The following is a 26,086-nucleotide window of genomic DNA, read 5'->3' as shown; positions in this document are numbered from 1 at the left end:
CTCCAGGGCACTGGAATGATGCTCGATTGTCATCTATTTTCTTATGCAAGTCCAGTCGTGCGGAAATTCACGTGCGTCGGCCGCCCCGGCAGATCCAGGCGCGAGATGGCGGGTGGCGCTTCGGCCACCACCCTGCCCCGTCGCAGCACTAGCCGGCGCGCGGCGCGCAAGCGGATCGCTTCGACCGGATCGCGCGCATCCAACAGTACCAGATCGGCGTGGCAGCCCGCTTGCAGACCGTAGCCTTCCAAACCGAGAATACGGGCCGGCGTTTCAGTCACGGCGGCGAAGCAGGCGCGCATGGCTTGCTGGCCCGTCATCTGGGCTACGTGCAGGCCCATATGGGCCACTTCCAGCATGTCGCCGGAACCGAGGCTGTACCAGGGGTCCATCACACAATCGTGGCCGAAGGCGACGTCGATGCCGGCCGCCATCAGTTCGGGTACGCGGGTCATGCCACGGCGCTTCGGGTAAGTATCGTGGCGGCCCTGCAGGGTGATATTAATCAGCGGATTGGCGATGGCTGCCACGCCGGACTCCTTCATCAACGGCAGCAGCTTGCTCACGTAGTAGTTGTCCATCGAATGCATGGACGTCAGGTGCGAGCCAGCCACGCGGCCGTGCATGCCCAGGCGATGCGTCTGCGCGGCCAGGGTTTCGATGTGGCGCGAGAGCGGGTCGTCGGATTCGTCGCAGTGCATATCGACGCGCAGCCCCTTCTCCGCGGCGAACTCGCATAACAGGCGCACCGATTCTGCGCCGTCGGCCATGGTGCGCTCGAAATGCGGGATGCCGCCGACGACATCCACGCCCATGGCGATGGCGCGCTTCAGATTGTCGAAAGCGGTGGGACTGCGCAGCACACCGTCTTGCGGGAAGGCGACCAGTTGCAGGTCCAGATAAGGCGCGACGCGGCGCTTGACGTCGAGCAGCGCTTCGACCGCCAGCAAGCGGTCATCGCACACATCGACGTGGCTGCGGATTGCCAGCAAGCCGCGCGCGACCGCCCAGTCGCAATACTGCATCGCGCGTTCGACCAGCGCATCCTGCGTTAGCTGCGGCTTCAACTCGCCCCACAGCGCGATGCCCTCCAGCAGCGTGCCTGACTGATTCACGCGCGGCAGACCGTAGCTGAGGGTGGCGTCCATGTGGAAGTGCGCATCCACGAAAGGCGGCGTGACGAGGCCGCCTTCTGCATCGATCTCGCGGGCGCCTGTTACGGCCACCGCGGGACCGACGACAGCAATGCGGCCATCCTTGACTGCTATATCAATACCCACTCGGCCGTCGGGCAGGCTGGCATTCCGGATCACTAGCTCCATCGAAGACTCCGCTGATGAGGACGGCTGATTGTAGACAGAGCTCCGTCCAGGACGCAATGTTGCGCCGCATTAATTTTGCTACACTGCGGGGCAAAAATGACTTTTCAATACGTTAATTCGTCGCTAGAATGGCTTTATTGCATCGCACCATTTCTTATCGTTCCTGGGAGAAGATATGTTTTCGTCGATCACCGAGCAGTTTTCCGCAGCTACCAAGTCGCAACTTGAATCGCAACTGAAACTCCTGAATACCTACGCGACCACCGCCTTCGAAGGCGCGCAAAAAGTCATCGCGCTGAACATCAGCACGACCAAGGCGTCGGTGGAGAAAAGCGCTGAAGCAGCCAAGCAGCTGCTGGAAGCGAAAGACCCGAAAGAATACTTCAGCGTCGCCAAGGCCCAGTCCTTCGACGGCGTGCTGGCTTACGGCCGCGAACTGTTCAGCATCGCCAGCAAAGCACAGGCTGACCTGCTGCAAGCCACCAAAGACCAGCTGAAAGAATCTAACGTGCAAGTCAAGCCGCTGGTGCTGGAAGCGCCGGTCGTCGCCAAGCCTGCGCCTGTCGCTGTGGCCGTAGCCAAGCCAGCCGTGGTGGAAGAAGAATTCCCATCCGAGCCGGAAGAGCCAGCAATCGAAGCCGCTGCTCCGAAAGCCCCGAAATCCAAGCCAGCCAAACCGGCCGTCGAAGCCGCCCCGAAAAAGCAATAACCCCCGCCTTTGGGGTCAGGCGCCAAATGCGACACGGCCTCGGCTGTGTAGCGAGCTCATGTACCATTTGGTGCCTGACCCCAAAAACATAAAAGCGGCAGGTGTTGTATCCTAGCGGCCTCTTTGCTAGGAATATTTCCAATGAGTTTATCGCGGCTTATCGGCGGCTTTGTGCGCTCGCATTGGCGTCCTTACGCGCAGGCGGGTGCGATGCTGGCTGGTGTGGCCGTCATCGGCATCTGGATTCCGCGCCAGGTCGGTAAGATGATCGACGGACTGGCCGGACACACGCTCAGCCATCACGATCTGCTGCTGAATATCGGCCTGCTATTGCTGGTCGGTCTGGCGAATTACGGCTTGCGCGTGGCATGGCGCATGAAGCTGTTTTCGGCCGCTTATCAACTTGGCGTCGAGCTGCGCACACGCTTTTACCGCCGCCTGTCCCTTCAAGGCCCCTCTTTCTACCAGAAGCAGCGCACCGGCGACCTGATGGCGCTGGCCACCAACGATATCGATGCGATCGAGATGGCGGCCGGTGAAGCGATGCTGGCGGGTTTCGACGGTTCGCTGTCCCTCGTCATGGTGCTGGGCATGATGCTGCTGGGCGTGGACTGGCGCCTCGCGCTGTTCGCGCTGATCCCCTTCCCTTTCATGGCCTGGGCGTTCTGGCGCATTTCTTCGCACATCCACACCGCGTCCGCCGATTCGCTGAAGCGTTTCAGTGCGCTGAACGATCATGTGCAGGAGACGCTATCCGGTGTGCGCACCCTGCGCGCGCTGGGTCTTGAGCAGCGCAGCAGCACACGCTTTTCCGAGCTGGCCGAAAAGGCCGCCGGCGCCGCGCTCACGGCGCAGAAGTGGGAAGCCGCTTACGAACCTGCTGTCGGTTTAACGCTGACGTCGGCCACGGCATTGTCGCTGGGCCTGGGCGGCTATCTGGTGTGGCAGGGCCAGTTGACCATCGGCGCACTGACCAGCTTCAGCATGTATCTCGGCCAGTTGATCTGGCCCATGTTCGCAGCGGGCTGGGTGCTGTCCCTGATCGAACGGGGACGCGCCGCCTACGCGCGCCTGCAGCCCATGCTGGACGCGCCCTTGTCGATCGATGATCATGGCACGCTCAACACGCTCACGCCCGGCCCGCTGCACATCGCGGATCTGAGCTACAGCTATCAGGGCCAGACCGAGCCCGCGCTGTCGCACATCACCCTGACCCTGCAGCCTGGGCAGACGCTGGGGCTCGTCGGCCCCACAGGCTCGGGCAAGTCCACCCTGCTGCGCGCTATCCTGCGCCAGATCGTGCCACAGCATGGCGCACTGCGCTGGGGTGGGCATTCGCTGGACGAATACACCCTGTACACCCTGCGCGGCGCCATCTCCTGGGTGCCGCAGGAATCGTTCCTGTTCTCGGCCACGATTGCGGAGAACATCGCGCTGGCGCGTCCGGAAGCCAGCCGCGCCGAAGTGGAACGCGCTGCGAATCTCGCGGCAATCCACGACGATATCCTGCTGTTCCCGAACAAATACGAAACGGAAGTCGGGGAAAAAGGCATCACGCTGTCCGGCGGCCAGCGCCAGCGCGTGGCGATTGCGCGTGCCCTGCTGTCCGATAACGAGATGCTGCTGCTGGACGATGCCTTGTCCGCCGTAGACACCGGCACCGAGACGCGCATCCTCGAACATCTGGAAGAACTGCGCCAGGCACATCCCGGCCGCAGCGCCATCATTGCCAGCCACCGCCTGAGCGCCGTCGTGAATGCGGACCTGATCGTGGTGCTGCAGCACGGCCGCATTACGGAAACCGGCACGCACGAACAGCTTCTGGCGCAAAACGGCTGGTACGCCAGCCAATGGCGCTACCAACAACTGGAGGCCAGCCTCGATGCAGCCTGACGAGAAAATCAACGCCAAGGAGCAAACAAAGCGCGCCTTCGGCCTGCTGCATCGCGCGTCCGCACCGGACCTACATCACCTGTACTGGGCCGTGCTGTGGCTCGCGCTGGCGGCAGGCATGGAAGTCATCGGCCCACTGCTGGGCAAGCGCCTGATCGACGAACATCTGCTGCCGCACCATCTGGACTGGACGCGCATGGCACTGCTGCTGGGCGGCGTGCTGATTACCGGCTGGATCGCCACCATCGTGCGCTACCTTCAGCTGGTGCGCTTGTCCGGCGTGGCGATGCGCTCAGTGCAGCGCCTGCGCGAGCGCGTCTACGGCCACGTGCTGCGTCTGCCCATGGCCTTCTTCGACCGTGCCATCACGGGCCAGCTGGTTTCGCGCGTCACCAACGACACCGAGGCGGTCAAAGGCCTGTACATCCAGGTGCTGTTCGTGATTCTCGATTCGTCCATCGTGTTGATCGGCACGGTGGCAGCGATGGCCTGGCTGGACTGGCGCCTGATGTCGATCGTGGTCGCGCTGCTGCCCTTCGTGCTGGTCATCGTGTGGGCTTACCAGCGCCTGTCGGCACCTGCCGTCACGCGTGCGCGCCAGCTGCGCAGCGATATCAATGCGCAGATCGCCGAATCGATCGGCGGCATGAGCGTACTACAGGCGAATAATGCGGAGCGGCGCTTCGGGGATCGCTTCGCGAAAACAAACGACGAGCACTACACCCAGCGTCTGGCCGAAATCCGCGCCAACGCCTGGCTGCTGCGTCCCGCGCTGGACATGCTGAACATCATCCTGCTGGCATCCGTGATCTTCATGTTCGGCCAGCGCGAGATGAGCGCGGCCGAAGTGGGCGTGCTGTATGCCTTCATCAATTACATCGCCCGCGTGATCGAACCATTGATCCAGATCACCATGCAGTTCAGCCAGTTGCAGCAATCGGTGGTGGCCACGTCGCGCGTATCCATTCTGCTGGACGAGGCCAGCGCGGCCGAGCATAGCGGTGCCGAGCGCCGTCCGCGCAGTGCCGCCAACGATGCCGCGCAGGCGGTGCAGATCCGCGATCTCGATTTCGCCTATGTGGACAAGCAGACCGTTCTCCACAAGCTGTCTCTGGATATCCCGCAGGGCGCCTTCTTCGGCATTGTGGGCCACACGGGCAGCGGCAAGTCCACCCTGCTCTCGCTGCTGCTGCGCTACTACCCTGCGCCGCACGGCAGCATCCTGATGAACGGCGTGCCGCTGGATGAAATCGACAACGAGGAGTTCCGCGCCGATGTGGGCCTGGTGCCGCAAGACCCCTTCCTGCTGGCGGCATCCGCACGCGAGAACATCGACATGGGCCGCGGCCTCACGCAGCAGCAGATCGAGACTGCCGCCCGCGCGGCGCACGCCCACGACTTCATCATGGCGATGGAGGAAGGCTACGATACCGTGCTTGGCGAAGGTGGTTCGCGCCTGTCCACAGGCCAGAAGCAGCTGATCGCCATTGCCCGCGCGCTGGCGGGCCAGCCGCGCATTCTGCTGCTGGACGAAGCCACTTCCCATATCGATTCGCAGACCGAGCAAATCGTGCAGGAAGCGCTGAATGAATTGCGCGGGCGCGTCACCATCATCGCCATTGCGCACCGACTGTCCACCATCCGCGAGGCGGACCGCATCGTGGTGCTGAACCACGGCCGCATCGCCGAAATCGGCCCGCACGATGCGCTGATGCAGATCGAAGGAGGCCTGTACCAGCGCCTCTATCTGCTGCAGCAGCTGGCTGCTTAAACAGTGCGGCGGCTCCACGCATAAGCCGCCGCCAGCAGCACCACGCCAGCCTTGGCAAGATTGGCGATGGACTCCACTGTGGCCACGCCATTGAAGCCGATAAAGTCGAGCGCCGGAATATTGGTGGCATTGGCCGCGACAAACAAGGCAAACAGGAACAGCGCCAGGAACAGCCGTCCCGTGCGCGCCATGCTGCCCATGGCCACAGCGGCAACGGACAGCGCCAGCACGCCGACCAGCACCGCCAGCGCGCGCACCGGCTCAGCATCCACCCAGCGCAGTGCGACCGGCAGGGCAAACGGCAGCGCCAGCAGCACGCAAGTGCTCCATTGGCGCAGATAACGGCGGCTGATACCCCCCGGCGTTGCAAGGCTTAGTGCTTCCATGCCTGCTTCCGCATCGCGCGGCGCAATGCCGCTCACCAGGATGCCCCAGCAGGCCACGCCGGCCACCATCACGCCCGGCAGCGCGGAGTGCGCTACAAACGGCGCAGCGGCGCCTATGCCCACCAGCGCAACCAGCGCGGACGGCGCGCTGCGCAGCGCCAGTACCAGTTCGCCCAGCACATCGCCAGCAAGGCCGGGCGCGCGCAGCGATAACAGCGCTACCGGATGCAGCAAACGCGCGACGGGCTTCAGCCAGCCATCCACCATCGCCAACGGCGAACGCCGCTTGCTGCCCGCCGACACGCGCACGCGCTCCGGTGCATAACGGTGGAAGACCAGAGCCGCCGGAATCAGCGGCAGCATCGCAGTGAGCATGGAGCCGACACGGATGATCCAGGCCTGCATGGTCCAGATGCCGGGCGGCAGCACCAGCGGCGCCAGGCTCGCATCGAAGCCACTGTTGCCAATTGAGAGATCGGCAGTATTCATCAGGTCGCGCATTGACACCATCAGAACGGAAATGCCGGTAAAGTCGAACAGCATCGGCAGCTTCATTGCATTGCCCCGATCGAGCTGGCTGGCGACCGCAATCAGGCCAATCCAGCCGAAGAAGTACAGCACGTCGCCTGCCCTGCCCATCAGCCAGCCGATGCTGTCGAACAGCACGGCGCAGCTGGCGCCGAACAGGATAGCCGGCATCAGCATCAGGAAGTAGGACTCCAGATAGACCGACAGCATCAGCGGCCCCTCGCCGCGCACGAGATGCAGCACGATCGAACTGCCCAGCACCGCCAGCAACAGCAGGAGCAAGTACGCAACGCCACCGGCCCAGCGCGAAAACAGCAGGCGCGCATTGCCGATGGCGCTGGCGCCAATCACGCCCGCCATGCCGGTGCGCAGATCTTGCGTCGTGCGTCCACGCACCAGGTAGAAGGACGCCATGCTGAGAGTCAGGCTCCCCAGCACACCGGTGCCAAAGGCCAGCGTCTCGCTGGTGTACAGCATGCGCTGATGGCCAACAACGATCAGGGCCTGGCCGCTGTTCGGGTCGGCAATCATGCTCCAGCAAACCACCGCCACGGCCAGCAGCACCATCAGCGTGGACAGGCGCCGCAGACGCATGCGCACTTCATTGGCGATCATGCGGCCTCCTGTAGCGCGTAGCGGCGTGCCATCAACGCTTCTTCCAGACTCGGCTCGACGGATGCGGCGCCGGCGCAAGGCATGCTCGATGCGCTGCGCGCAGCAGCACGCGCCCACCCTGGCGCTGCGCTTGCAGCACGTGCACCTGTCCGCGCAGGGTTTCGTATTCCGCTTCCTCCACGCTGGCCGACCAGACCTGGCCACGCGCATCATTCAGAATCGCGTCCGGCGTTTCGAAGGCCACCACGCGGCCCTGGCGCATGATGGCAAGCTGGCCTGCGATACTTTCAACGTCGGACACGATATGCGTCGACAGGATCACCAGCTTGCGGAAGCCCAGCTCCGACAGCAGATTGCGGAAGCGGATGCGCTCTTCCGGGTCCAGTCCCGCCGTTGGTTCATCCACAATCAGAATGTCCGGATCGTTCAGCAGCGCCTGCGCGATGCCCAGTCGGCGCCGCATGCCGCCCGAGAAGCTGGCTGCGGTGCGCCGCGCATGCTCATGCAGATTGACCAGCTCCAGCAGATGCCGGATGCGCGCCGGATCGCGCACGCCTTTCAGCGCTGCGAAGTATTCCATCAACTCCAGCGCGCTCAGATTCGGATAGACGCCGAAGTCCTGCGGCAGATAGCCAAGGCGGCGGCGCATTGCATCCGGCTGGCGCACGATGTCGGCGCCATTGAAGCGGATCGTGCCCGCGCTGGGTTTCGCCAGCGTGGCGATCATTTGCATCAATGTGGTCTTGCCCGCGCCGTTGTGGCCGATCAGGCCGACCACGCCCGGCTGAAGGGTCAGCGATACGTTGTCCACCGCCTTCACGCCCTTGCCGAAAATCTTGCTCACGCCTGCCAGTTCCAGCATCTCATCCCCTCTTCGTTATTAGATGTCGAAAATGTAACCGGGCGGCTAAGGCCGGCGCTTTGCAATGCGATGAAATGCGGTTTGGCGGGGACGAAGCGCCAATATGGGCATTTCTACAAGTTGAGACATTTCCCCCACAGATAATGTGATTTTTGGTGACAATTGGCCGGTTTTATGGACTTTCCCACTTGCAAGGGGCATATAATTGTCTAGACACGTTGCCCTCATCAGGGGGCAGTGATGACAAGGAAAACCCAACTTGCCAGGCATTCATGTCACGACCTTAACGCGCCGCATACGCTTGCTGACAGGGGTGTGCATGCTCGCCCCGGTACTTGCGTTTGCGCAGTCGCCGCTGGATAAGGAAATCTCAGAGATCCGCGAAAAGGTGCGTTTCGTCCCCGAACAGGCCCTGGCGCAATTGCAGCAGATGGAGCCTGCCGCCCGTGCTGCGCCGCCGCTGACGCGCGGCGAATTCCTGTCCCAGTTGGCACTGGCCTGGCGCAGCGTCGGCCGTCACAAGACCGCCCTCTCGCTGACCGATGAGCTGGACGCCTACGCCAAGTCCCAGAACAATCCCATCCTGCAGGCCAAAGCCCTGCTGACCCGCGCTTATGTGCTGTCCGCCATGGGCGAGCAGCAAACCTCTCATCAGCTGGCTTTTGACGCAGAGAAAATCGCGGCCAACACCAGCGACCTGCCGCTGCGGGTACAGTCCACGATTACTTCCGGTCAGTCTTATGCGGAGCAGGGCAACTATCCTGTCGCGCTGACCGAGCTGCAAAACGCGGTGGATCTGGCACATCAGGTGAAGGACGACCTGGTGCCGCTGGCCAGCGCGCTCAATGCCCTCACCCTGCTCTACACCCAGATGAAGGAGTACGACAAGGGCTGGGAGGTACTGAATGAAACGATCGCGGTGTCGGAGCGCCTGCAGTCGCCCGGCCGCCTCGCCATGGCCAAGAGCACGGAGTACGGACTGGCCATTGATTCCAACCAGAACAAGCGCGCCATGGCCGCGCTGCTGACCGGGCTGGAACTGGTCCGCAAGATTGGCGCGAAGAGCATGATCGCTTCGACGCTGGTGAATCTGTCCGACATCTCGCTGAAGGAGCACGACTTTGCGCGTGCCCTGCGCTACGGGAATGAATCGATTGCAGCGGCGCGCGAGATCAATAATATTTCGGTCGAGGCGACGGCGTACGTGAATATCGGCCAGGCCTATATGGGACTGGGCCGCCTCGCCGAAGGCCGCAAGAACTTCGAGCTCGGCCTGGCTTATTACGAAAAGGCGGGCGATAAACCGGAGCTGCAATCACTGCTGGCTGAATACGGCGATGCGCTGGAGCGTGCCGGCGATTACGCTGGCGCCATTGCGGCCTACCACCGCGAGCGCAAACTCTCCAACGAGATTTTCGAGAGCCAGCGCAAGAAGGCCATGTGGGAGCTGCAGGAAAAGTACGACACCGAAAAGAAGAAGCGCCAGATCGAAATGCTCAGCCACGAGAACCAGGCCAAGAGCGCGGAGATCGCCAACCGCCGCTTACAGCAGCGCGTGTGGTGGCTACTGGCTGTGGTATTCGCGCTGGCGTCCGTGATCGTCGGTCTCCTGTACCGCAAGGTGCGCCACGCCAATGCTCAGCTGCAGGTGAAGAATCTGGAACTGAAGCAGCAGAGTGCTCTCGATCCGCTGACGGCGCTGTATAACCGCCGCCACTTCCAGGAGTACATGCGCTCGCAAAATCATCTCGAACGCCGCCACCCAAGCGGTGAAGATATCGTCGGCGCCCTGTTCCTGCTGGACGTGGACCACTTCAAGCACGTGAATGATACCTACGGCCACGCCGCGGGTGACGCCGTGCTGAAAATGATCGCCGATAACCTGCGCGTGGCGCTGCGCGAAACGGACATGATCGTGCGCTGGGGCGGCGAAGAATTCCTCGCCTTCCTGCCGGCGATTCCGCGCGCGGGCGTGGATGAAATTGCTCGCCGCATCCTGACCAGCATCTCGTCGCAGCCGATTGAATTCCAGGGCCACACGATCCACGTGAACGTGTCGGTCGGCTTCGCGCCCTTCCCTCTGGCGCCGGACAACACGCCGCTGCCATGGGAGCGCGCGGTGAACCTGGTCGACATGGCGCTGTATCTCGCCAAGGCCCACGGCCGCAACCGCGCCTACGGCGTGCACGGCTTCTCCAAATTCGAGCAGACCTCGATGGAAGACATCGAACAGGACCTCGAACGCGCCTGGCGCGCCGGTTTCGTCGACCTCAGCGTGGTCCTCGGCAACTCCCCAGACGGCACACCGCCAAACAACGTCGTGCCGCTGAAGAGCAAGTCCGGCAACTGAAACCCATAACGCAAAGCAGGTGCCTGCCACGGCGTGGCAGGCACCCGGTTCACGCTTCAGGTTTTATTACCACTTGCCGTTGTGGGCGCCGCCGTCCACGTTCAGGATTTCGCCAGTGACGTTCTTCGCTTCGGTCAGGTAGACCACAGCGTCCGCGATTTCCTGCGGGCTGGAGATGGTGCCCAGCGGTGCCAGCGATTTCATGAAGTCGCGCGGGGTGTTGGCGTGCAGCGGAGTGTCCACAGCGCCCGGCGCCACCACGTTCACGCGGATGCCTGCCTGCGCATATTCAGCCGCCAGGTTCAGGCTCGCTGCATCGATACCACCCTTGGTGAACATTGGCACGGCGCAGGTCAGGGACGCGTTCGGCGTGCGGGTCAGGATGCTGCTGATCGACACGATGCTGCCGCCGCGCTTCTGGGCCAGCATCTGCTTGATGGTCAGCTGGGTGATGTACAGATAGCCTTCCAGATTGGTGTGCACCAGGGCGTTGAAGTCTTCCGCGGTGTAGTCGATGAAAGGCTTGGCGATGAAGATGCCGGCGTTGTTGACCAGGCCATCGATGCCACCGAATTTGCTCAGGGCCACGTCCACCACTTTGGCGGCGGTCGCTGCGTCGCCGATGTCGCCATCGACCAGCGCCAGGCGCTCGGACGGCTTCAGGTTGGCGGACTTGCTCACACTGCGCGAGGTGGCGACCACGTTGTAGCCGCGGTCCAGGAAGGCTTCAACAACAGCTGCGCCGATACCTTGCGATGCGCCGGTGACGATGATGGTTTTTTGCTGGGTCATGGTGAACTCCATAAAGTTGATTGGTGGAGTGCACTTTACGTTTGGCCGCGCTCCAGATAAACACAGCGGCGCGCGATTGAGTTATTACTCGATGTAAGTAATGCAGGGAGAATTTCGAACTATTCTTACGTTCAAATCATCTCTGAGGCATCATCATGCTGGAACTTCACTACTGGCCGACTTCAAACGGCAACAAGATCCCGCTCTTCCTGGAAGAAGCGGGCCTGCAATATCGCGTGGTCCCGGTGCGCCTGTCGGCCGGCGATCAACTCCGGCCGGAGTTTCAGCGCATCTCGCCCAACAACCGCATACCAGCCATCGTCGATCTCAATCCTGCCGACGGCGGCGAAGCATTCAGCCTGTTCGAGTCCGGCGCGATCCTGCTCTATCTGGCCGAGAAGACGGGGCACTTCCTACCGGGCGATCCGCGTGCGCGCAGCGTGGCAATGCAATGGCTGTTCTGGCAGGTGGGCGGACTGGGTCCGATGGCGGGACAGAGCTATCACTTCCTGCACGCGGCGCCGGAGCAGATTCCCTACGCCATCGAGCGCTATCGCAAGGAAGCTGCCCGCCTGTACGGGGTGCTGGAACGTCACCTGAGTGATGGACGCGAATATATCGCCGGTGAATACAGCATCGCGGACATGGCCAGCTATCCATGGATCGCAGGTCACAAGAAACACGGCATGTTGCTGGACGATTACCCGGCCGTCGCGCGCTGGGTCGAACGCATCGCAGCGCGTCCCGCCACGCAAAGGGCGTACGCGCTGGCCGACAAGGTAATCAGCGGGGCGCTCTGATTATTTGCCCGTGTCTTCCTTGCGCTTCTCGCGGGCGTTCTCCTGAATTTCCTCGCCCGCGCGTTCGACCTTCCGGCCCACCACTTCGGTAGCGCGATTGAGCTTCTGGCTGGCCTCGCCGGCCGCCTTATTCAGCTTGTCGCCGGTTTCCTGCGCCGCCTGGGTCAGCTGGTCGCCGGCCCGATCGAGCTTCACGGACGCCTTGGCGGTGGCCTCGTCGATCTGGCGGCCGGCCTGTTCGGCAGGGCCAATGCGTTTGTCGTCGGGCTTGTTGCAGGCGCTCAGTGCGAGCACCGCCATTAGCATTGCAAGTGTCGTCGTTTTCATGGTCGCCTCCTTTACGTAAAGCTTAGCAAAATTTCCATTCGACACGCGCACGCATGCTAAGCTGGCCGGCATGAAGAAATTGCCAACACTTCTTGCCCTGGCTGCCCTTGTGCTGGCCGATGCCCGGGCGCAGACGGTGTACACAGATTTGTCCAGCCAACCCACGGGACTGGTGCACTTCAACAGCGTAACACCTCGCAACCGTTTCGAGCTGGCGCACGGGACTTACGAGGCGCAGCCAACGATCATCCAGGGTACGCTGGTGCTGCCGAACCACGGCAAGCCGCCCTACCCGGCCATGGTGCTGTCGCACGGCTCCGGCGGCATCGAACCGAAAGACTGGGGACGCTGGGTGCTGCTGTTCAGCGATATGGGCATCGCCAGCTTTGTGGTCGATTCCTTTACTACGCGCCATATCACTTCGACCGTGGACGACCAGTCGCAGCTCGATCAGGCGGCCAATGATGCGGATGCGCTGTCGGCCCTGAAACTGCTGGCCACCGATCCGCGCATCGACGGCCGGCGCATTGGCGTGATCGGCTTTTCGCGTGGCGGCGTGGTGGCGCTGGACACAGCCAATAACTACTTCCGCCAGGGGATCATCAAGGACAGCCTGCAGTTCGCAGCGCACGTGGCTTTCTATCCCGGCTGCGGCCTGCGCTACTGGACCAAGCCTCAGCCGATGACGGGTGCACCCATCATGATGGCATTGGCTGGCGCCGACAATTACACCTTGCCGCAGCCCTGCGTGGCCTATGCCAAAGTGCTGCGCCAGGCAGGCCAGGACGTCACGCTGCATGTCTACGCCAACGCCAGCCACGATTTCGACAGCTTCGTACAACGCCCGGTCTATCATCCGAAAGCGCAATCGGCGCGGGCTTGCCCGGACCGTGAAATCGATCTGGCGACGTGGGAGTACCGTATTCTGAAAACCGGCCAACGCTTTCAGGATCTGGATGAATTCACCACGGCCATCGGTCATTGCATCACCACCGGCGCCACCACGGGCGGCAACGCGGCGCAGGCGGTCCGCGCTGAAGCCGATGTGCGCGAATTTCTGACACGAGTTCTGCAACCATGACTATCTCCCATCGCATTTGCCCTTTGTGCGAAGCCGCTTGCGGCCTCACGATCGAACACGCCGACGGCGCGGTCCTGCGCATACGCGGCGATGACAACGATGTGTTCAGCAAAGGCTTCCTCTGCCCGAAGGCTGTGGCACTGAAAGATTTGCATGAAGATCCGGACCGTTTGCGCACGCCACTCATCAAGCGCGACGGCCAGTTCGTGGAAGCGAGCTGGGAAGAGGCTTACGCGGAGATTGAGCGGCGCCTGCTGCCCATCATTGCACGCGATGGCCCGCATGCCGTGGCAACCCTGCTGGGCAATCCCGTCGCACACAAAATGAGTTTGATGCTGTATTTCCCACGGCTGGCCAAGGCGCTGGGGACACGCAATATGTATTCGGCGTCCAGTGTGGATCAGGTACCGAAGATGCTGTCGTCAGGGCTGATGTTCGGCACCTGGCTGTCGGTCCCCGTGCCGGACATCGAGCGTTCGCAATTCCTGCTGATTATCGGCGCCAATCCGATGGTGTCGAACGGCAGCCTGTGGACAGTGCCGGATTTTCGCGGCAAGGCCAAGGCGCTGCGCGCACGCGGCGGCCGCATTGTGGTGGTCGATCCGCGCCGCACTGAAACGGCGGAGATAGCGGATCAGCACCTCTTCATCCGTCCCGGTGCGGACGTATTCTTCCTGCTTGGCCTGGTGCATACGCTGTTCGATGAGCAGCTGGTGCAGCCTGGCAGTTTGTCCGATCACGTCGCCGGTGTGGAAGAAGTGCAGGCAGCGGTATCCGGTTATTCAGCCGAGACAGTGGCTGCTCGTTGCGGCATCGCAGCGGACGAAATCCGCGCACTGGCCCGCGAGATTGCCGCCACGCGTCACGCCGCCGTGTATGGCCGCATTGGCACGTGCACGCAGCAGTATGGCACGCTGGCATCCTGGCTGATCGATGTGATCAATGTGTTGACAGGCCACCTGGATGAGGAAGGCGGCATGCTGTTCCCGAAAGCTGCAGCCTTTGCCGCCAACACGCGCGGCAAGCCGGGCATCGGCAAGGGCGTGGTAACGGGGCGCTATCAGGCCCGTGTGTCCGGGGCGCCTGAAGTGGCGGGCGAATTGCCGGTGACCTGTCTGGCCGAGGAAATCGATACGCCGGGGCCGGAGCAGGTGAAAGCGCTGATTGCCATCGCAGGGAATCCCGCGCTGTCCGCGCCGAACGGAGCGCGGCTGGCGGCGGCGCTGGATCAGCTGGAATTCATGCTCAGCATGGACATCTACCTGAACGAAACGTCGCGCCATGCGGACGTGATCCTGTCGGGCGTGTCCCCGCTGGAGGATGCACATTACGACGTGAGCTTCACCCAGTTCTCGCATCACAACCACGCGCGCTACAGCCCGCCCATGCTGGTCCGCAGCCACGGCCAACCGGACGAGTGGCAGTCGTTGCTGCACCTGATCGCCATCCTCAAAGGCCGAGGCGCCGGCGCCGATATCGAGGCGCTGGACGATGAATTGCTACAGGAAGACCTGGAACGCAGCGTTGGTCCGCTGGCACCGGCCGTGATGGCGGCGCTGGCGCCGCAGCGCGGCGTCGAGCGCCTGCTGGATCTGGGCTTGCGCAGCGGGCCATACGGCGACCAGTTCGGCCGCGCGCCCGGTGGGCTCACACTGGCGGCGGTGCGCGCAGCGCCGTCCGGTATCGACCTCGGGCCGATGACGCCCCGCGTGCCTGAGGTCTTGCGCACGCCGAGCGGCAAGATCGAGCTGGCGCCTTCCATGCTGATCGACGATCTGGCCCGCGTTGCAGCCGATCTCGCCGCGCCGGCGCCATCGCTGGTACTGGTGGGACGCCGCCAGCTGCGGTCCAACAATAGCTGGATGCACAACCTGCCCGTGCTGGCCAAGGGAGCTTACCGATGCACGGCGCTGGTGCATCCGTCGGACGCGGCGCGCTATGGCGTATGCCATGGCGGGGCCGCCGAGCTGTCGCGCGATGGCAAGCGCATCACCGTGCAGGTGGAAGTCAGCGATGAAATGATGCCGGGCGTAGTCAGCCTGCCGCACGGCTGGGGACACGGCCAGCCCGGCACGCGCCTCTCCATCGCCGCCGAGCGCCCCGGCGCCAACATCAACGCGCTGCTGGACGAGCAGCTGCGCGATCCCCTGTCCGGCAACGCTGTCCTCTCCGGCATCCCCATCACCCTCCGCCCTGTGCCCCCGCCACCCATCCCAGCCTGACTCCGCCCCCACTGATTCCGCCCGTCCCGCAGCCGCCCGCCAGCCGCGCGGGCCAGCCGTCGCCACTTGCCAAGGTGGCGATTGCCATGCTGCATCCGACTCCCTCGGCCGCGCGGCGCGACCGCGATTGGCCGCGTGCCGCGCCAGCCAGCTACGTCCACGCGACACAACCGCTTTTGGGGGCGCTCCGCCTGATCGCCGCGACCGCGCAGTGCTCCGCCTGATCGCTACGGCCTCGCGGCGCGGGGACGAAGCAGCGCGTGCATCGGAGCCGTGGCGTGATCTTGCTGGCATCTGGCGCGCTGGGCTCTGCTCCGGCGGCGCGGGGGCGGTGAGAATGGCTGCATGACGACTATCCGCCCCGCCCTGCCCGCCGACGTGCCCCTGCTGATTGCCATGATGCGCGAGCTGGCGCGCTTTGAAGGCTATCTCGATCACTTCCGCGTTACCGATGACGAACTTGCGATCCGCGCCTTCGGCCCACGTCCCCAATGCCATATTCTGGTGGCAGGCGGCAAAACGATCAGCGCGTATGCCGTCTGGCTTATCACGCCCTTCACCTACGACCTGCGCCCCACGGTCACGCTGAAAGAGCTGTACGTCGCGCCGCAGCAGCGCGGCAAAGGCACTGCGCGTGCTCTGCTCGACCGCCTGCGCGAAGAAGCACAGCACATCGGAGCGGGCCGTATCCAATGGCTCGTGCTGCCGTCAAACGACGCTGCCAAACGCCTCTACAAAGGTTTCGGCGGCGATATCGACCGCTATTGGGAACACTGGCAAGCGCCTATGCCCGCCGCCGGCCTGTGAACAAGGCCGCGGCGAGCGAGGCGATGCCGAACACCAGCAGTGTCCCCGTCAGCGCGACATTCAGGAATTTGGTGATATGCCAGGCGCCGAGGGCCGCCGTGGCGAGAAAGGCCAGTCCGAAAAACAGCAGCCAGCCGGCCGTATCGGCCGTGCCGGACGCCACCTCGCGCCTGCGCAGGCGGCGCGACCAGGCTTTGCCGACATAGAAAAACATCAGCAACAGAACCGAAAGTAACACGAGCGTCTGAATCAGCATCGCCACCTCCTGCGGCCAGCTTAGCATCCATGCGGCTTCGACGCCGACTGAGGACTGTTTCCGCGAAATAATACCTGCTAGACTTTTGCCTTTGTAGCAAATAACGAGGAAGTACCCCCTATGGCGAGCAAGCTGGCAGTTCTGATTTCGAGCATCATGTCGGGCGCAGCCCTCGCGCAGGAAGCTTATATTCCTGAAGTTGTTGTCACTGCGCAACGTACCGCCGCACCGCAATCGAAGACCCCGATCGCCATGAGCGTGATTTCCGGCGAGCAACTTACCAATGGTGGCCTGGACAGCCCGTCCAATATTGCCGCGCGCCTGCCCAACACTTATCTGGAAAACGCCAACGACGGCCTGAAGATCACCATCCGTGGCGTGTCCAATGCCGACACCACCGAAAAGGGCGATCCTTCGGCCGCCTTCATGATGGACGGCGTTTACATCGCGCGTCCGCAAATCCAGAATCTGGCTTTCTACGACCTGCAGCGCGTGGAAGTGTTGCGCGGCCCGCAAGGCACTCTGTATGGCCGCAACGCCACCGCAGGCGTGATCAATGTGATCTCGAATGCGCCAGGCCGCCAGATGGAAGCGACCGTCGGCCTCGAACTGGGCAACTACGCCAGCCGCAAGGCCAGCGCCATGTTCAACCTGCCGGTGAACGATATGCTGGCCCTGCGCCTCGCCGCCGCCTACAACAAGCATGACGCCTACCTGATTAACGGCTCCGGCGACGGCCGCTCGCTGGGCAACGACCGCGACGACCTGTCCGTGCGCCTGTCGGCCAAGCTGGAACTGAACAAGGCTGCGTCCCTGCTGCTGCGCTATGACCACAGCAAAGTGGACGACAATCCGGACAACATCGTACCGGACACAAACTTCTACCACGGCGTGATCACCGGCCAGCCTGTCTGGTATGGCTCCGGCACTGACACCCAGCTGACCAATGCCTTCGTGCCCCCGAATGTGCGTCCCGATCAGGCCTTCAGCCACAAGAAGACCAACGGCATCAGCGCTGAAGCAAACAGGGACTTCGGCCCCGCCACACTGACCTATGTGGGGTCGCATCGCAGCTTCGATCACGAATTCCTCACCAATTATTACTACCGCGCGATTCCGACTTTCCCGATCGGCGTGCGCCAGAGCTTTGACGCGGACTACGCCCAGAACTCGCACGAGCTGCGCATCGCCACCAATGGCAGCGGCCCATTGAGCGCGCAGGCAGGCCTGTACTACTTCCGTGAATGGTCGGATCAGCTGTACACCTTCCGTGACCTCCAGCTGCTTGGCCTCACGCCTTACTACGTCTTCCCGCACGGCCCGACCATCGCCCGCAGCAAGGCCGCCTTTGGCCAGGCCACCTATCGTGTGATGGACGGCCTGCGCCTGACCGCAGGTGCGCGCTACACCGAAGATCACAAGTCCCGCGTCGGCTCCACCAACTTCCAGCAAGGCCCGGTATTCAATCCGTCCACAGACCTGAGGTTCCTCAACGCGGCCACGCTGGACACGCACAAGACAACCTGGCGCCTCGGTGCGGAATACGACTTCAACCCGGCCACGCTGCTGTATGCCTCCGTCGCTACCGGCTACAAGGCGGGCGGTTTCAATGATGGCTGCCAGGCCGGCACCAGCGCGCTGGGCATTCCCTGCCCGGCACCAGTGGCCGTTGCCGCGTCCACCCTGTACTACCAGCCGGAGGAGCTCAAGTCCTGGGAAGCGGGCGTGAAGTCGCGCTTCTGGAACAAGCGCGCCAGCCTGAATGCCTCGGTCTTCTACTACGACTACACCAACCTTCAGGTGTCCGGCGTAGACGTGATCATGGGTGCACCGCAGTTCGTGACCAAGAACGCCGCCGTGGCAGCCGTGCGCGGCATCGAGGCCGATGGCGTGATTCAGCCGACGAAAGCGGACCGCATCAGCTATGGCCTCACCCTGCTCGATGCCCACTACCGCTCCTACACGCCGGACGGCATCCATTCGCTGGCCGGCACCAGGCTTGACCGCGCACCGGCACATACCTTCACGCTCGGCTACGAGCACGCCTTCCAGCTGCCGGTGGGCGAGCTGACCGCCGGCGCCGTGGCGCGCCGCAGCGCTGCCTATGAGATTGGCGTGCCGACCAAACTGCTGCATTACCACATTCCATCGCGTACCCAGAGCGACCTGCAACTGGGCTACCGTCCGGACAACGCCAACTGGTCCCTGCATGCCTACGTGAAGAACGTGGAAGACAAGGTCCAGCCCATTGCCATCGACAGTTTCGGCATGATTGTGCCGAGTGACCCTCGCACTTTCGGCCTGCGTTTCGACTATCGCCTCTAAACCAAAGGAGCTTCGCGCATGACCCAGCTGAACCGCGTCACCTATATCTTGCTGCTTGCCTTCCTCGCCGTGACCGCGGCGCGCGGCGCGTCCGACACGACGCTGCTGCTGATCGCCAGTTCGATCCTGATGTTCGCGTGCTGCTGGACCAGCGCGACCCACCTGCTCGGCGCACGTCCGGCCGCCAACTTCGTCGTCATCGCCACTTCCGTCGGCTGGTTCGCTGAAGAGATGGGCGCCAACTTCGGCTGGTTTTTCGGCGACTACCACTACACCAATGTGCTCGGTCCAACGCTGGGCACCACGCCCATCGTCATCCCGCTGATGTGGTTCGCGCTGTGCTACACCGCTTATGTACTGTCCAACCTGATCGTATGGCAGACGCCTTCCGATGGCGTCTCCCCGCTGGGTAAAGGCCTGGTGCTGTCGCTGCTGGCTGCCCTGCTGGTGACGGCGTATGATCTCGGCGCCGATCCTTACATGGTGTTCAAGCTGAAGGCCTGGATCATGGTGAAGACTGATGGCTGGTGGTTCGGTGAAACCCTGCAGGGCTTCTTCGGCTGGGCGACCGTGTCCTTCACCATCGTCTTCCTGTTCCGCCTGACGCTGCGCCGCTGGGCGCCAACCCCAAAGGCCCAATTCAGCAAGTTCGATATGGGCGTGCCACTGACCGTGTACGCCGGCAGCATGGTGTTCCAGATGTGCGCCGGCACCCCGGTGGAAACCCGCACCATCGCTTTCTTCGCCATGGGTATTCCGCTGCTGTGCGCCGTTTGCGGCCTGCAGCGCTGGCAGCATGAAGTGGTCGCTGCACCTTCCGATGAACCGGTGCCGGCACGGAGGGCTGCATGAGCCGCGGCGACACGCCTCAAAGCGACGCCCGCCGCACGGCGGACCCGCTGGCGGACGATACGATCTCGCGCATCCTCGGCGCTTGGGAAAACCATCCCGATCCGGACCTGAACCACACCCAGTGGGACGCCATCGCCATCGTGAACCGCGAAATCGCGCGCTGGGAATACAACGGCCAGCTCGATGGCTGGCAGGCTTCGCCCGGCGTGCCGCCGCATATCGCTGAAGCGCTGGAAGACTATGTGCGCATCGGGCGCATCCTGCCTTCCTGGGCCGACGCGGCGAAAATCGCCCGCGCCGAGGACATGTTCATCGACGGCAGCATGCTGTCCTGCACTCTGCTGTTCTGCGCCAGCCTGCCGGAGTGTTATGTGATTCCCGACCTGGCGTCCGTGCTGCATGCGGCGGGCCAGCTGGAGCAGCACACCGAATACCGCATCCGCTCCACGGCCGCCATGATTTTCCCCGTGATGATGCGCGGCGGCCTGACGGCGCCGGAAGGCGGCGGCGTAGCGCAAACGCTGAAAGTACGCCTGATTCACGCCACCATCCGGCACCTGATTCTGCGCGGTAACCCAGGCGACGCCGTGGCCAGCAATGCACCGGCCGAGATTCCGCCGCTGCCGATGGCGGGTCCCGCCGCCAGCTTCCACCAGTCGCTGTTCACCCAGGGCTGGAATGTGCAGCGCGCCGGCCTGCCCTGCAATCAGGAAGAACTGGCCTACACCCTGCTGACCTTCCACTATGTCTTCCTGCGCGGCCTGCGCACGCTGGGCCTGCGCGAAACCCGCCAGAACGAAGAGGCTTATCTGCACGCCTGGAATGTGCTTGGCCACGTGCTGGGCATCGAGCGCCGCCTGATGACCGATACCATGGACCAGGCCAAGCTGATGTTCGACAGCATCCAGCTACGTTCGCGCGGCGAGCATTGCGATCCCGATGCGCGGCCGGACCTGGGCTGGGCGCTGATGCAGACCATGCAGGGCTACATCCCCTTCCGCGTGCTGAAGCCTTTCCCCGTGCTGCTGACGCGCTATCTGTGCGGCAGCCCGTGTCAGGACGATCTGGCGCTGACCAAACGCGTGTCCATCTTTTCGCGCGCAGCATTTGTCCTGATCATGGGCACCATCCGCTGCATCGATTCCTTTGTGCGCCTGTTCCTGCCGCAGTTCTCGCTGTCGCGCATGCTCACGCGGGCGGCGGGTTACCAGCTCACCGTGAAGATATTGATGGACCAGACACGCCCACTCAAGCTGCCATCGGCCCTGCTCAATGAGGTGAACACGGTCACCCAGGCGTGGCATAACGATCCGAAAGCGCCGGGCTGGGTCAATTGGGTCGAGCGCTACATGACCGGCCGCAAACAAAGAAAGGCTGCTTGATGAAGCGTTTGTGCTGCCTCCTTCTGCTGCTCATCGCGCTGGGCCCACGCCTGGCGCTGGCGGCGGACAAGCTGCTGCTGGACGACCAGGCCGGCAATGTGGAAGCCTGGCCAGCCGTCACCATCCTGAATGATCCGGCCGGCACGCTGGCGCCGGAGGCGGTGCTGTCTTCGCATGAATTCAGCGTGCCGACATCGGCCTACGCCACCCTGGGCGTGCACAAGGAAGTCGTCTGGCTGCGCGTACCGGTCAGCGTATCCCCCAATAGCGACGGGCAGTGGGTGCTGAACATGGACTTCGCGGTGCTGAACCGCGTCGATGTCTGGGTTGAAAATCAGGGCCAGCTGGCAAAGCGCGCCGTGCTGGGCAATCTGCAGCCGCGCTCCGCCGGTATCACGGGCGGCCGCGCACCGGCCCTGTTGCTGCAACTGAAGCCGGGACAGGATTACACCCTGCTGCTGCGCATTCAGAACCGCGGTGCGATGCTGCTGCCGATGCATCTGTCGCGTCCCGGCGCCTTCCATGATGCGGCCTTGAACGAGCAGATGCTGCAAGGGATGCTGACGGGCCTCAGCCTGTGCCTGCTGCTTTACAGCCTGGCGCAATGGGCCAATCTGCGCGAACCGCTGTTCGGCAAGTACGCGCTGCTGGTCGGCGGCACCACCATGTTCTCGGTCGAGTTCTTCGGCCTCGGCACGCAATACATCTGGAAGGACAATGCCTGGTTCTCGCTGCACGCGGGCGGCCTGTTTGCGCTGATGGCGTCCTGCGGCGCTTATCTCTTCGTGGAGCAGGCGCTGGCCCGCCCCGGCATGGACCGCATGTTCAGCCGCCTGATGAAGCTGGGCGCTTCGCTGACCGTGATCAGCGCCGTGGCGTATGCGCTGGACCTGATCGGCGTCGATGTGCTGGTGGCCATCGTCAGCACGCTGGGTGTGATGCCCATGCTGCTTGGCCTGCCGGGCGCCTTCATGCGCGCACGGCGCGGCGACCGCGTGGGGATCTTCTTCCTCGTGGGCTGGGCCGTCAGCTTTGTGTCGTCCGTGATTCTGAGCCAGGTTATCAGCGGCAAAGTCGCGGCTAACTTCTGGTCCATGCACGCTCTCCAATTCGGCAATGCCTTCGACATGCTGGTGTTCATGCGCATTCTCGGACTGCGTACCCAGGCCATGCGCACCGCCATGCTGCGCGCTGAGGAAGCAACGCGCATGAAGTCGGACTTCCTGGCCAATATGAGCCACGAGATCCGCACGCCGATGAATGCCATTATCGGCATGAGCCGCCTGGCGCTGATGTCCGGGCCGGATACCAAGCTCGCCAATTATCTGCACAAGATTCTCGGTGCGGGCGAGCACCTGCTTGGCATCATCAACGACATTCTCGACTTCTCCAAGATCGAGGCGGGCAAGCTCGCGCTGGAGAAGGTACCTTTCGACCTGAACGAAATGCTGGAGCACTTGTCCAGCCTGACCGCTTCGAAGACGGACGCCAAACGCGTGGAGCTGGTGTTCCGCGTCGATCGCGGCGTACCGGTGCGGCTGGTGGGCGATCCGCTGCGCCTGGGCCAGATCCTGATCAACCTGACCGGCAATGCGGTGAAGTTCACCGAGCGCGGCGAGATCGTGGTGGCGGTGGAAGTCGTGTCGCGCGAGGCGGATACGGTGTCGCTGCGCTTCTCCGTCAGCGATACCGGCATCGGCATGGACGAAGAGCAGCTGGCGCGCTTGTTCCAGTCCTTCAGCCAGGCCGACGGTTCGATCACCCGCAAATACGGCGGCACTGGCCTGGGCCTGTCCATTTCGCGCCAGCTGGTGGAGCTGATGGGCGGGGCGATCCGCGTGACCAGTACGCCGGGCGTGGGCAGCCGCTTCAGCTTCACTGTCAAACTGGGCATCGGCAATGCAGATGCGCCGGGCGTGGCGTCGCCGGTGGCGGCCCTGCATTCGCTGCGCGTTCTGGTGGTGGATGATGTGGAGACGGCGCGCGATGCGCTGACCGAGATGCTCAGTTCTTTCGGCATCACGGCCGATACGGCCAGTTCTGGTGAGCAGTGCTTGTCCATGCTGGCACGCGCAGTCGAAACGGGCACGCCTTATCAGGTGGTGCTGATGGATTATCTGATGCCGGGGCTGGATGGGGTGGAGACGATTCGCCGCATTCGCACCGAAATGCGCTACCCTGCGCCGCCGGCGATTCTGATGGTCACGGCCTGCACGCGCGAACGCGTGCTGCAGCAGGAAGGCGAGCTGACGCTGGACGGCTTCCTCACCAAGCCGGTCGGCCCGGCCCTGCTGTATCACAGCCTGCTGCAGGTGCTGAGTCCTGACAGCGATCCGGCCGTGGCGCCGGCCGCCGCGCCCGCGCCTGCGTTGGCGCGCGACCTGTCCGGCGTGGCTGGCGCGCGCATCCTGCTGGTGGACGACAATCCGAATAACCGCGAAGTGGCGCAGGACTTCCTGGCCGCGGGCCAGGTCGAAGTCGATATCGCCCACCACGGTGGCGAGGCGCTGCGCATGGTGCAGGAACGCGATTACGATCTGGTGCTGATGGATATCCAGATGGCGGAAATGGACGGTCTCACCGCCACCCGCCATATCCGCGCCATCGAGCGCCTGCGCGGACTGCCGATCATTGCGATGACGGCGCACGCCATGGCCGGCGATCGGGACAAGAGCCTGGAAGCGGGCATGAACGATCACATCACCAAGCCGATCGACCCGGACCTGCTGTTCCGCACCTTACGCAAATGGATTCCGGCCGGCCGCCTGGCCTCCCGCGCGCCGACCTCGCTCGCCACGGCCACCCCAGCCTCCGCGGCCCTGCCGCCCGCTGCCACCCCGGCCTCCGCGCCTCCGCCGCCGGCCGCCACACCGGCCGCGCGCTCAGGCGTGTCCGCCGCCGCACCCATGCCTGCGGGCGCCGCGGTCGCTGCCGATGTCGGCGCTGTGCCTGCCGGTGCCAATTCAGGTGCAAGCCAGCCTGGCTCGCCGGTCACGTTCGTCTGGCCGGCCGGTGCCGGCGCGGCGCCGCCTGCGGTGGACGCGCACGTCACGCCGCTGCCTGCCATCGCAGGCGTCGACTGGCAACGCGCGCTGGCGACGGCCGACCATCAATATCACCTGGTGGTGAAGCGTGCAGGCAGCTTCCTGCGCGGCTATTCGTCCGGTCCGCAGACCGTGCAATCCGCCTTGGCCAGTGGCGATTACGAACCGATACAGACTCTAGCTCACAACCTGAAGGCCAGCGCCGCCTATGTCGGCGCAACGGAACTATCCGAGCAGGCAAACACTCTGGAGCAAGCGCTGCGCGATGGGCGTAACGATGCTGCGACCGAGCTGGCGCCGGCCATGGCCGCCACGCTGCAGACCGTGCTCACCGGCCTCGCGCAACTCGTTCCGCAGGCCGTCGCCGGCACGTTCAGCGGCGCGCGCCCGGATGACGGCGCGACGCGCTCCGCCGGTGCCAGCGCCGGCCCAGGCGCCGGCCTCGCCACCAGCGCAGGCACCGCAGCTGGCGCGATTCCAGTCACCGGCGCTGCAACCGAAGGCGCTGACGCAACCGCCCGCGACCGCGCGGCGCAGGCGAGTCCGTACGCGCCCGTCCCAGGCCACTCGGCGGCGGCGACCGCGCGCGCTGGCCTGGTTGGCGCGGCGGACATCGCGCCGCTGCTGCGCCACCTCGATACCTGTTTGCGTAACGACGACGCGCGTGCCGAGGACACGCTGACCACCCTGCAAAACAAACTCCCGGCAGGTGCACCGCCGGCCGCGCACGCTGCGCTGGCAGCGGTGAGGCAAGCGGTGGAAGACATCGAGTATGATGCGGCCTTATCCCCGCTGGCCGAACTGGCCCAAGCGCTGGACATCGAACTGAGAGAGAAGGTATGAACCTCGCGGAGATGCAGAAAGTCCTGGTGGCGGACGACGATGCCATCAACCGCCAGGTGCTGGGCGAGCTCCTGAAGCCCGAGTACACGGTCCTGCTGGCCAAGAACGGCGCGCAAACGCTGGAGCGCGCGCGCCGCCACCTGCCCGACCTGATCCTGCTCGACGTCGTCATGCCCGACATGGACGGCTACGAAGTCCTGCGCGAACTGCGCGACGATCCCGCCACTGAACACATCTCGGTGATCTTCATCTCCGGCCTTGACCGTCCTGAGGATGAAGCGAACGGCCTGAAAATGGGCGCCTCCGACTACATCGCGAAACCGTTCAACGCCGTGGTGGTGATGGCGCGCGTGGCGCTGCACCTGCAGCTGGTACGCCAGCGCCGCATGCTGGAACATCTGGCAAATGTGGACGCGCTGACCAGTCTCGCCAACCGGCGCCGCTTCGACGACGTGTTTGCCCAGGAATGGCAGCGATCCCAACGCAGTGGAGAGCCGCTGTCGCTGGCCCTGCTCGATATCGATTGCTTCAAGCAGTACAACGACCTGTATGGCCATCCTGCCGGCGACCGCGTGCTGCGGGCCGTGGCGCGCACTGCGGCGGGCCTGATGCGCCGTCCCGCCGACCTGGCGGCGCGCTACGGCGGCGAGGAACTGGCGCTGCTGCTGCCCTGTACGGACGCCGTGCATGCGCGCCACGTGATGGAGACGCTGTGCGCCACCATCGCGCAGCAGAATATCCCGCATGCCGCATCGGCCGCCGCGCCCATGCTGACGGTGAGCATCGGCGGCGCCACCCATCTCCCGGGCGGCAAAGCAACCGACTATGACTTACTGGAAGCTGCCGACACTCACCTCTACCAGGCCAAGCAGGCCGGCAGAAACCGCGTGCACTGGCGCGACGCGGGCGCGGCGTAAAG

19 protein-coding genes are annotated in these 26,086 nt (G+C 63.8%); 13 read left to right on the top strand and 6 right to left on the bottom strand.

Going from position 1 to position 26,086, the window contains the following annotated elements:
• Positions 1 to 41: 41 nt before the first annotated feature.
• Positions 42 to 1,322, bottom strand: a complete 1,281-nt coding sequence (locus AB4Z19_RS08215; RefSeq protein ID WP_442025695.1) for an amidohydrolase family protein — start codon at positions 1,320 to 1,322, stop codon at positions 42 to 44.
• A gap of 175 nt (positions 1,323 to 1,497) precedes the next feature.
• On the opposite strand from AB4Z19_RS08215, the gene phaP reads away from it, so the two are divergent.
• The 3 genes from phaP (at position 1,498) to AB4Z19_RS08200 (ending at position 5,695) form a co-directional block, all read left to right on the top strand.
• Positions 1,498 to 2,031, top strand: coding sequence for a TIGR01841 family phasin (gene phaP, locus AB4Z19_RS08210; RefSeq protein ID WP_442025694.1), 534 nt, complete (start codon positions 1,498 to 1,500; stop codon positions 2,029 to 2,031).
• Between the two features lie 141 nt (positions 2,032 to 2,172).
• The gene (locus AB4Z19_RS08205) at positions 2,173 to 3,924 is read left to right on the top strand and encodes an ABC transporter ATP-binding protein (protein ID WP_442025693.1); all 1,752 of its coding nucleotides are present in this window, start codon (positions 2,173 to 2,175) and stop codon (positions 3,922 to 3,924) included.
• Entirely contained in the window at positions 3,914 to 5,695 is a 1,782-nt protein-coding gene (locus tag AB4Z19_RS08200; protein ID WP_442034961.1) for an ABC transporter ATP-binding protein, read from the top strand. Before AB4Z19_RS08205 ends, AB4Z19_RS08200 begins: the two co-directional genes overlap by 11 nt.
• Here the strand turns inward: AB4Z19_RS08200 and AB4Z19_RS08195 are convergent.
• Positions 5,692 to 7,224, bottom strand: a complete 1,533-nt coding sequence (locus tag AB4Z19_RS08195) for a hypothetical protein (protein WP_442034960.1) — start codon at positions 7,222 to 7,224, stop codon at positions 5,692 to 5,694. The two genes, AB4Z19_RS08200 and AB4Z19_RS08195, sit on opposite strands and share 4 nt — an antisense overlap.
• A gap of 31 nt (positions 7,225 to 7,255) precedes the next feature.
• Positions 7,256 to 8,086, bottom strand: coding sequence for an ABC transporter ATP-binding protein (locus tag AB4Z19_RS08190; RefSeq protein WP_442023190.1), 831 nt, complete (start codon positions 8,084 to 8,086; stop codon positions 7,256 to 7,258).
• 319 nt (positions 8,087 to 8,405) lie between these two features.
• Here AB4Z19_RS08190 and AB4Z19_RS08185 point away from each other — a divergent pair, with 319 nt between their 5' ends.
• Positions 8,406 to 10,436, top strand: a complete 2,031-nt coding sequence (locus AB4Z19_RS08185) for a tetratricopeptide repeat-containing diguanylate cyclase (RefSeq protein WP_442034958.1) — start codon at positions 8,406 to 8,408, stop codon at positions 10,434 to 10,436.
• Between the two features lie 66 nt (positions 10,437 to 10,502).
• Here AB4Z19_RS08185 and AB4Z19_RS08180 read toward each other — a convergent pair whose 3' ends face one another.
• Complete coding sequence (locus tag AB4Z19_RS08180) at positions 10,503 to 11,228, bottom strand: SDR family NAD(P)-dependent oxidoreductase (RefSeq protein ID WP_442023186.1); 726 nt, start codon at positions 11,226 to 11,228, stop codon at positions 10,503 to 10,505.
• Positions 11,229 to 11,383: 155 nt separating this feature from the next.
• On the opposite strand from AB4Z19_RS08180, the gene AB4Z19_RS08175 reads away from it, so the two are divergent.
• Positions 11,384 to 12,028, top strand: coding sequence for a glutathione S-transferase N-terminal domain-containing protein (locus AB4Z19_RS08175; protein WP_442023184.1), 645 nt, complete (start codon positions 11,384 to 11,386; stop codon positions 12,026 to 12,028).
• Here AB4Z19_RS08175 and AB4Z19_RS08170 read toward each other — a convergent pair whose 3' ends face one another.
• A complete protein-coding gene (locus AB4Z19_RS08170) occupies positions 12,029 to 12,355 on the bottom strand; it encodes an apolipophorin (protein ID WP_442034957.1) in 327 nt (108 codons plus the stop codon).
• Between the two features lie 70 nt (positions 12,356 to 12,425).
• Here AB4Z19_RS08170 and AB4Z19_RS08165 point away from each other — a divergent pair, with 70 nt between their 5' ends.
• From AB4Z19_RS08165 to AB4Z19_RS08155, 3 genes are all read left to right on the top strand, one after another.
• Complete coding sequence (locus AB4Z19_RS08165; protein ID WP_442034956.1) at positions 12,426 to 13,436, top strand: dienelactone hydrolase family protein; 1,011 nt, start codon at positions 12,426 to 12,428, stop codon at positions 13,434 to 13,436.
• The gene (locus tag AB4Z19_RS08160) at positions 13,433 to 15,658 is read left to right on the top strand and encodes a molybdopterin-dependent oxidoreductase (RefSeq protein WP_442034954.1); all 2,226 of its coding nucleotides are present in this window, start codon (positions 13,433 to 13,435) and stop codon (positions 15,656 to 15,658) included. The genes AB4Z19_RS08165 and AB4Z19_RS08160 overlap by 4 nt, the downstream gene beginning before the upstream one ends.
• 345 nt (positions 15,659 to 16,003) lie before the next feature.
• Positions 16,004 to 16,465, top strand: a complete 462-nt coding sequence (locus AB4Z19_RS08155) for a GNAT family N-acetyltransferase (protein ID WP_442023177.1) — start codon at positions 16,004 to 16,006, stop codon at positions 16,463 to 16,465.
• On the opposite strand, the gene AB4Z19_RS08150 is transcribed toward AB4Z19_RS08155, so the two are convergent.
• A complete protein-coding gene (locus AB4Z19_RS08150) occupies positions 16,443 to 16,721 on the bottom strand; it encodes a hypothetical protein (RefSeq protein WP_442023176.1) in 279 nt (92 codons plus the stop codon). The genes AB4Z19_RS08155 and AB4Z19_RS08150 overlap by 23 nt on opposite strands.
• 120 nt (positions 16,722 to 16,841) lie before the next feature.
• On the opposite strand from AB4Z19_RS08150, the gene AB4Z19_RS08145 reads away from it, so the two are divergent.
• From AB4Z19_RS08145 to AB4Z19_RS08125, 5 genes are read left to right on the top strand one after another with little or no spacing between them, the layout of a single operon-like run.
• On the top strand, positions 16,842 to 19,046 hold the full coding sequence (locus AB4Z19_RS08145; protein ID WP_442034953.1) for a TonB-dependent receptor: 2,205 nt from the start codon (positions 16,842 to 16,844) through the stop codon (positions 19,044 to 19,046).
• An 18-nt stretch (positions 19,047 to 19,064) separates the two neighbouring features.
• A complete protein-coding gene (locus AB4Z19_RS08140; protein WP_442034951.1) occupies positions 19,065 to 19,898 on the top strand; it encodes a carotenoid biosynthesis protein in 834 nt (277 codons plus the stop codon).
• Positions 19,895 to 21,280 carry an oxygenase MpaB family protein gene (locus tag AB4Z19_RS08135; protein WP_442023172.1) on the top strand — a complete coding sequence of 462 codons (1,386 nt, stop codon included), beginning with the start codon at positions 19,895 to 19,897 and terminating at the stop codon, positions 21,278 to 21,280. The genes AB4Z19_RS08140 and AB4Z19_RS08135 overlap by 4 nt, the downstream gene beginning before the upstream one ends.
• Positions 21,280 to 25,167: a response regulator gene (locus tag AB4Z19_RS08130; protein WP_442034950.1), complete on the top strand. Its 3,888-nt coding sequence runs from the start codon at positions 21,280 to 21,282 to the stop codon at positions 25,165 to 25,167. Before AB4Z19_RS08135 ends, AB4Z19_RS08130 begins: the two co-directional genes overlap by 1 nt.
• Positions 25,164 to 26,084 (top strand): diguanylate cyclase domain-containing protein, encoded by a 921-nt coding sequence (locus tag AB4Z19_RS08125; protein WP_442021993.1) that lies wholly within the window; start codon positions 25,164 to 25,166, stop codon positions 26,082 to 26,084. Before AB4Z19_RS08130 ends, AB4Z19_RS08125 begins: the two co-directional genes overlap by 4 nt.
• Positions 26,085 to 26,086 lie beyond the last annotated feature (2 nt).

This window comes from Pseudoduganella sp. RAF19, assembly GCF_052114165.1.
Taxonomy (GTDB): domain Bacteria; phylum Pseudomonadota; class Gammaproteobacteria; order Burkholderiales; family Burkholderiaceae_D; genus Rugamonas.
The sequence above is the reverse complement of the archived record's forward strand: the minus strand, read 5'-3'. Positions and strand labels throughout refer to the sequence as shown.

Excerpts from the sequence above, each read along its gene's own strand:
- phaP (WP_442025694.1), top strand. The coding sequence starts at position 1,498 with ATGTTTTCGTCGATCACCGAGCAGTTTTCCGCAGCTACCAAGTCGCAA.
- AB4Z19_RS08160 (WP_442034954.1), top strand. The coding sequence starts at position 13,433 with ATGACTATCTCCCATCGCATTTGCCCTTTGTGCGAAGCCGCTTGCGGC.
- AB4Z19_RS08195 (WP_442034960.1), bottom strand. The coding sequence starts at position 7,224 with ATGATCGCCAATGAAGTGCGCATGCGTCTGCGGCGCCTGTCCACGCTG.
- AB4Z19_RS08145 (WP_442034953.1), top strand. The coding sequence starts at position 16,842 with ATGGCGAGCAAGCTGGCAGTTCTGATTTCGAGCATCATGTCGGGCGCA.
- AB4Z19_RS08200 (WP_442034961.1), top strand. The coding sequence starts at position 3,914 with ATGCAGCCTGACGAGAAAATCAACGCCAAGGAGCAAACAAAGCGCGCC.
- AB4Z19_RS08140 (WP_442034951.1), top strand. The coding sequence starts at position 19,065 with ATGACCCAGCTGAACCGCGTCACCTATATCTTGCTGCTTGCCTTCCTC.
- AB4Z19_RS08130 (WP_442034950.1), top strand. The coding sequence starts at position 21,280 with ATGAAGCGTTTGTGCTGCCTCCTTCTGCTGCTCATCGCGCTGGGCCCA.
- AB4Z19_RS08170 (WP_442034957.1), bottom strand. The coding sequence starts at position 12,355 with ATGAAAACGACGACACTTGCAATGCTAATGGCGGTGCTCGCACTGAGC.
- AB4Z19_RS08165 (WP_442034956.1), top strand. The coding sequence starts at position 12,426 with ATGAAGAAATTGCCAACACTTCTTGCCCTGGCTGCCCTTGTGCTGGCC.
- AB4Z19_RS08135 (WP_442023172.1), top strand. The coding sequence starts at position 19,895 with ATGAGCCGCGGCGACACGCCTCAAAGCGACGCCCGCCGCACGGCGGAC.
- AB4Z19_RS08150 (WP_442023176.1), bottom strand. The coding sequence starts at position 16,721 with ATGCTGATTCAGACGCTCGTGTTACTTTCGGTTCTGTTGCTGATGTTT.
- AB4Z19_RS08125 (WP_442021993.1), top strand. The coding sequence starts at position 25,164 with ATGAACCTCGCGGAGATGCAGAAAGTCCTGGTGGCGGACGACGATGCC.
- AB4Z19_RS08155 (WP_442023177.1), top strand. The coding sequence starts at position 16,004 with ATGACGACTATCCGCCCCGCCCTGCCCGCCGACGTGCCCCTGCTGATT.
- AB4Z19_RS08205 (WP_442025693.1), top strand. The coding sequence starts at position 2,173 with ATGAGTTTATCGCGGCTTATCGGCGGCTTTGTGCGCTCGCATTGGCGT.
- AB4Z19_RS08175 (WP_442023184.1), top strand. The coding sequence starts at position 11,384 with ATGCTGGAACTTCACTACTGGCCGACTTCAAACGGCAACAAGATCCCG.
- AB4Z19_RS08215 (WP_442025695.1), bottom strand. The coding sequence starts at position 1,322 with ATGGAGCTAGTGATCCGGAATGCCAGCCTGCCCGACGGCCGAGTGGGT.
- AB4Z19_RS08185 (WP_442034958.1), top strand. The coding sequence starts at position 8,406 with ATGCTCGCCCCGGTACTTGCGTTTGCGCAGTCGCCGCTGGATAAGGAA.
- AB4Z19_RS08180 (WP_442023186.1), bottom strand. The coding sequence starts at position 11,228 with ATGACCCAGCAAAAAACCATCATCGTCACCGGCGCATCGCAAGGTATC.
- AB4Z19_RS08190 (WP_442023190.1), bottom strand. The coding sequence starts at position 8,086 with ATGCTGGAACTGGCAGGCGTGAGCAAGATTTTCGGCAAGGGCGTGAAG.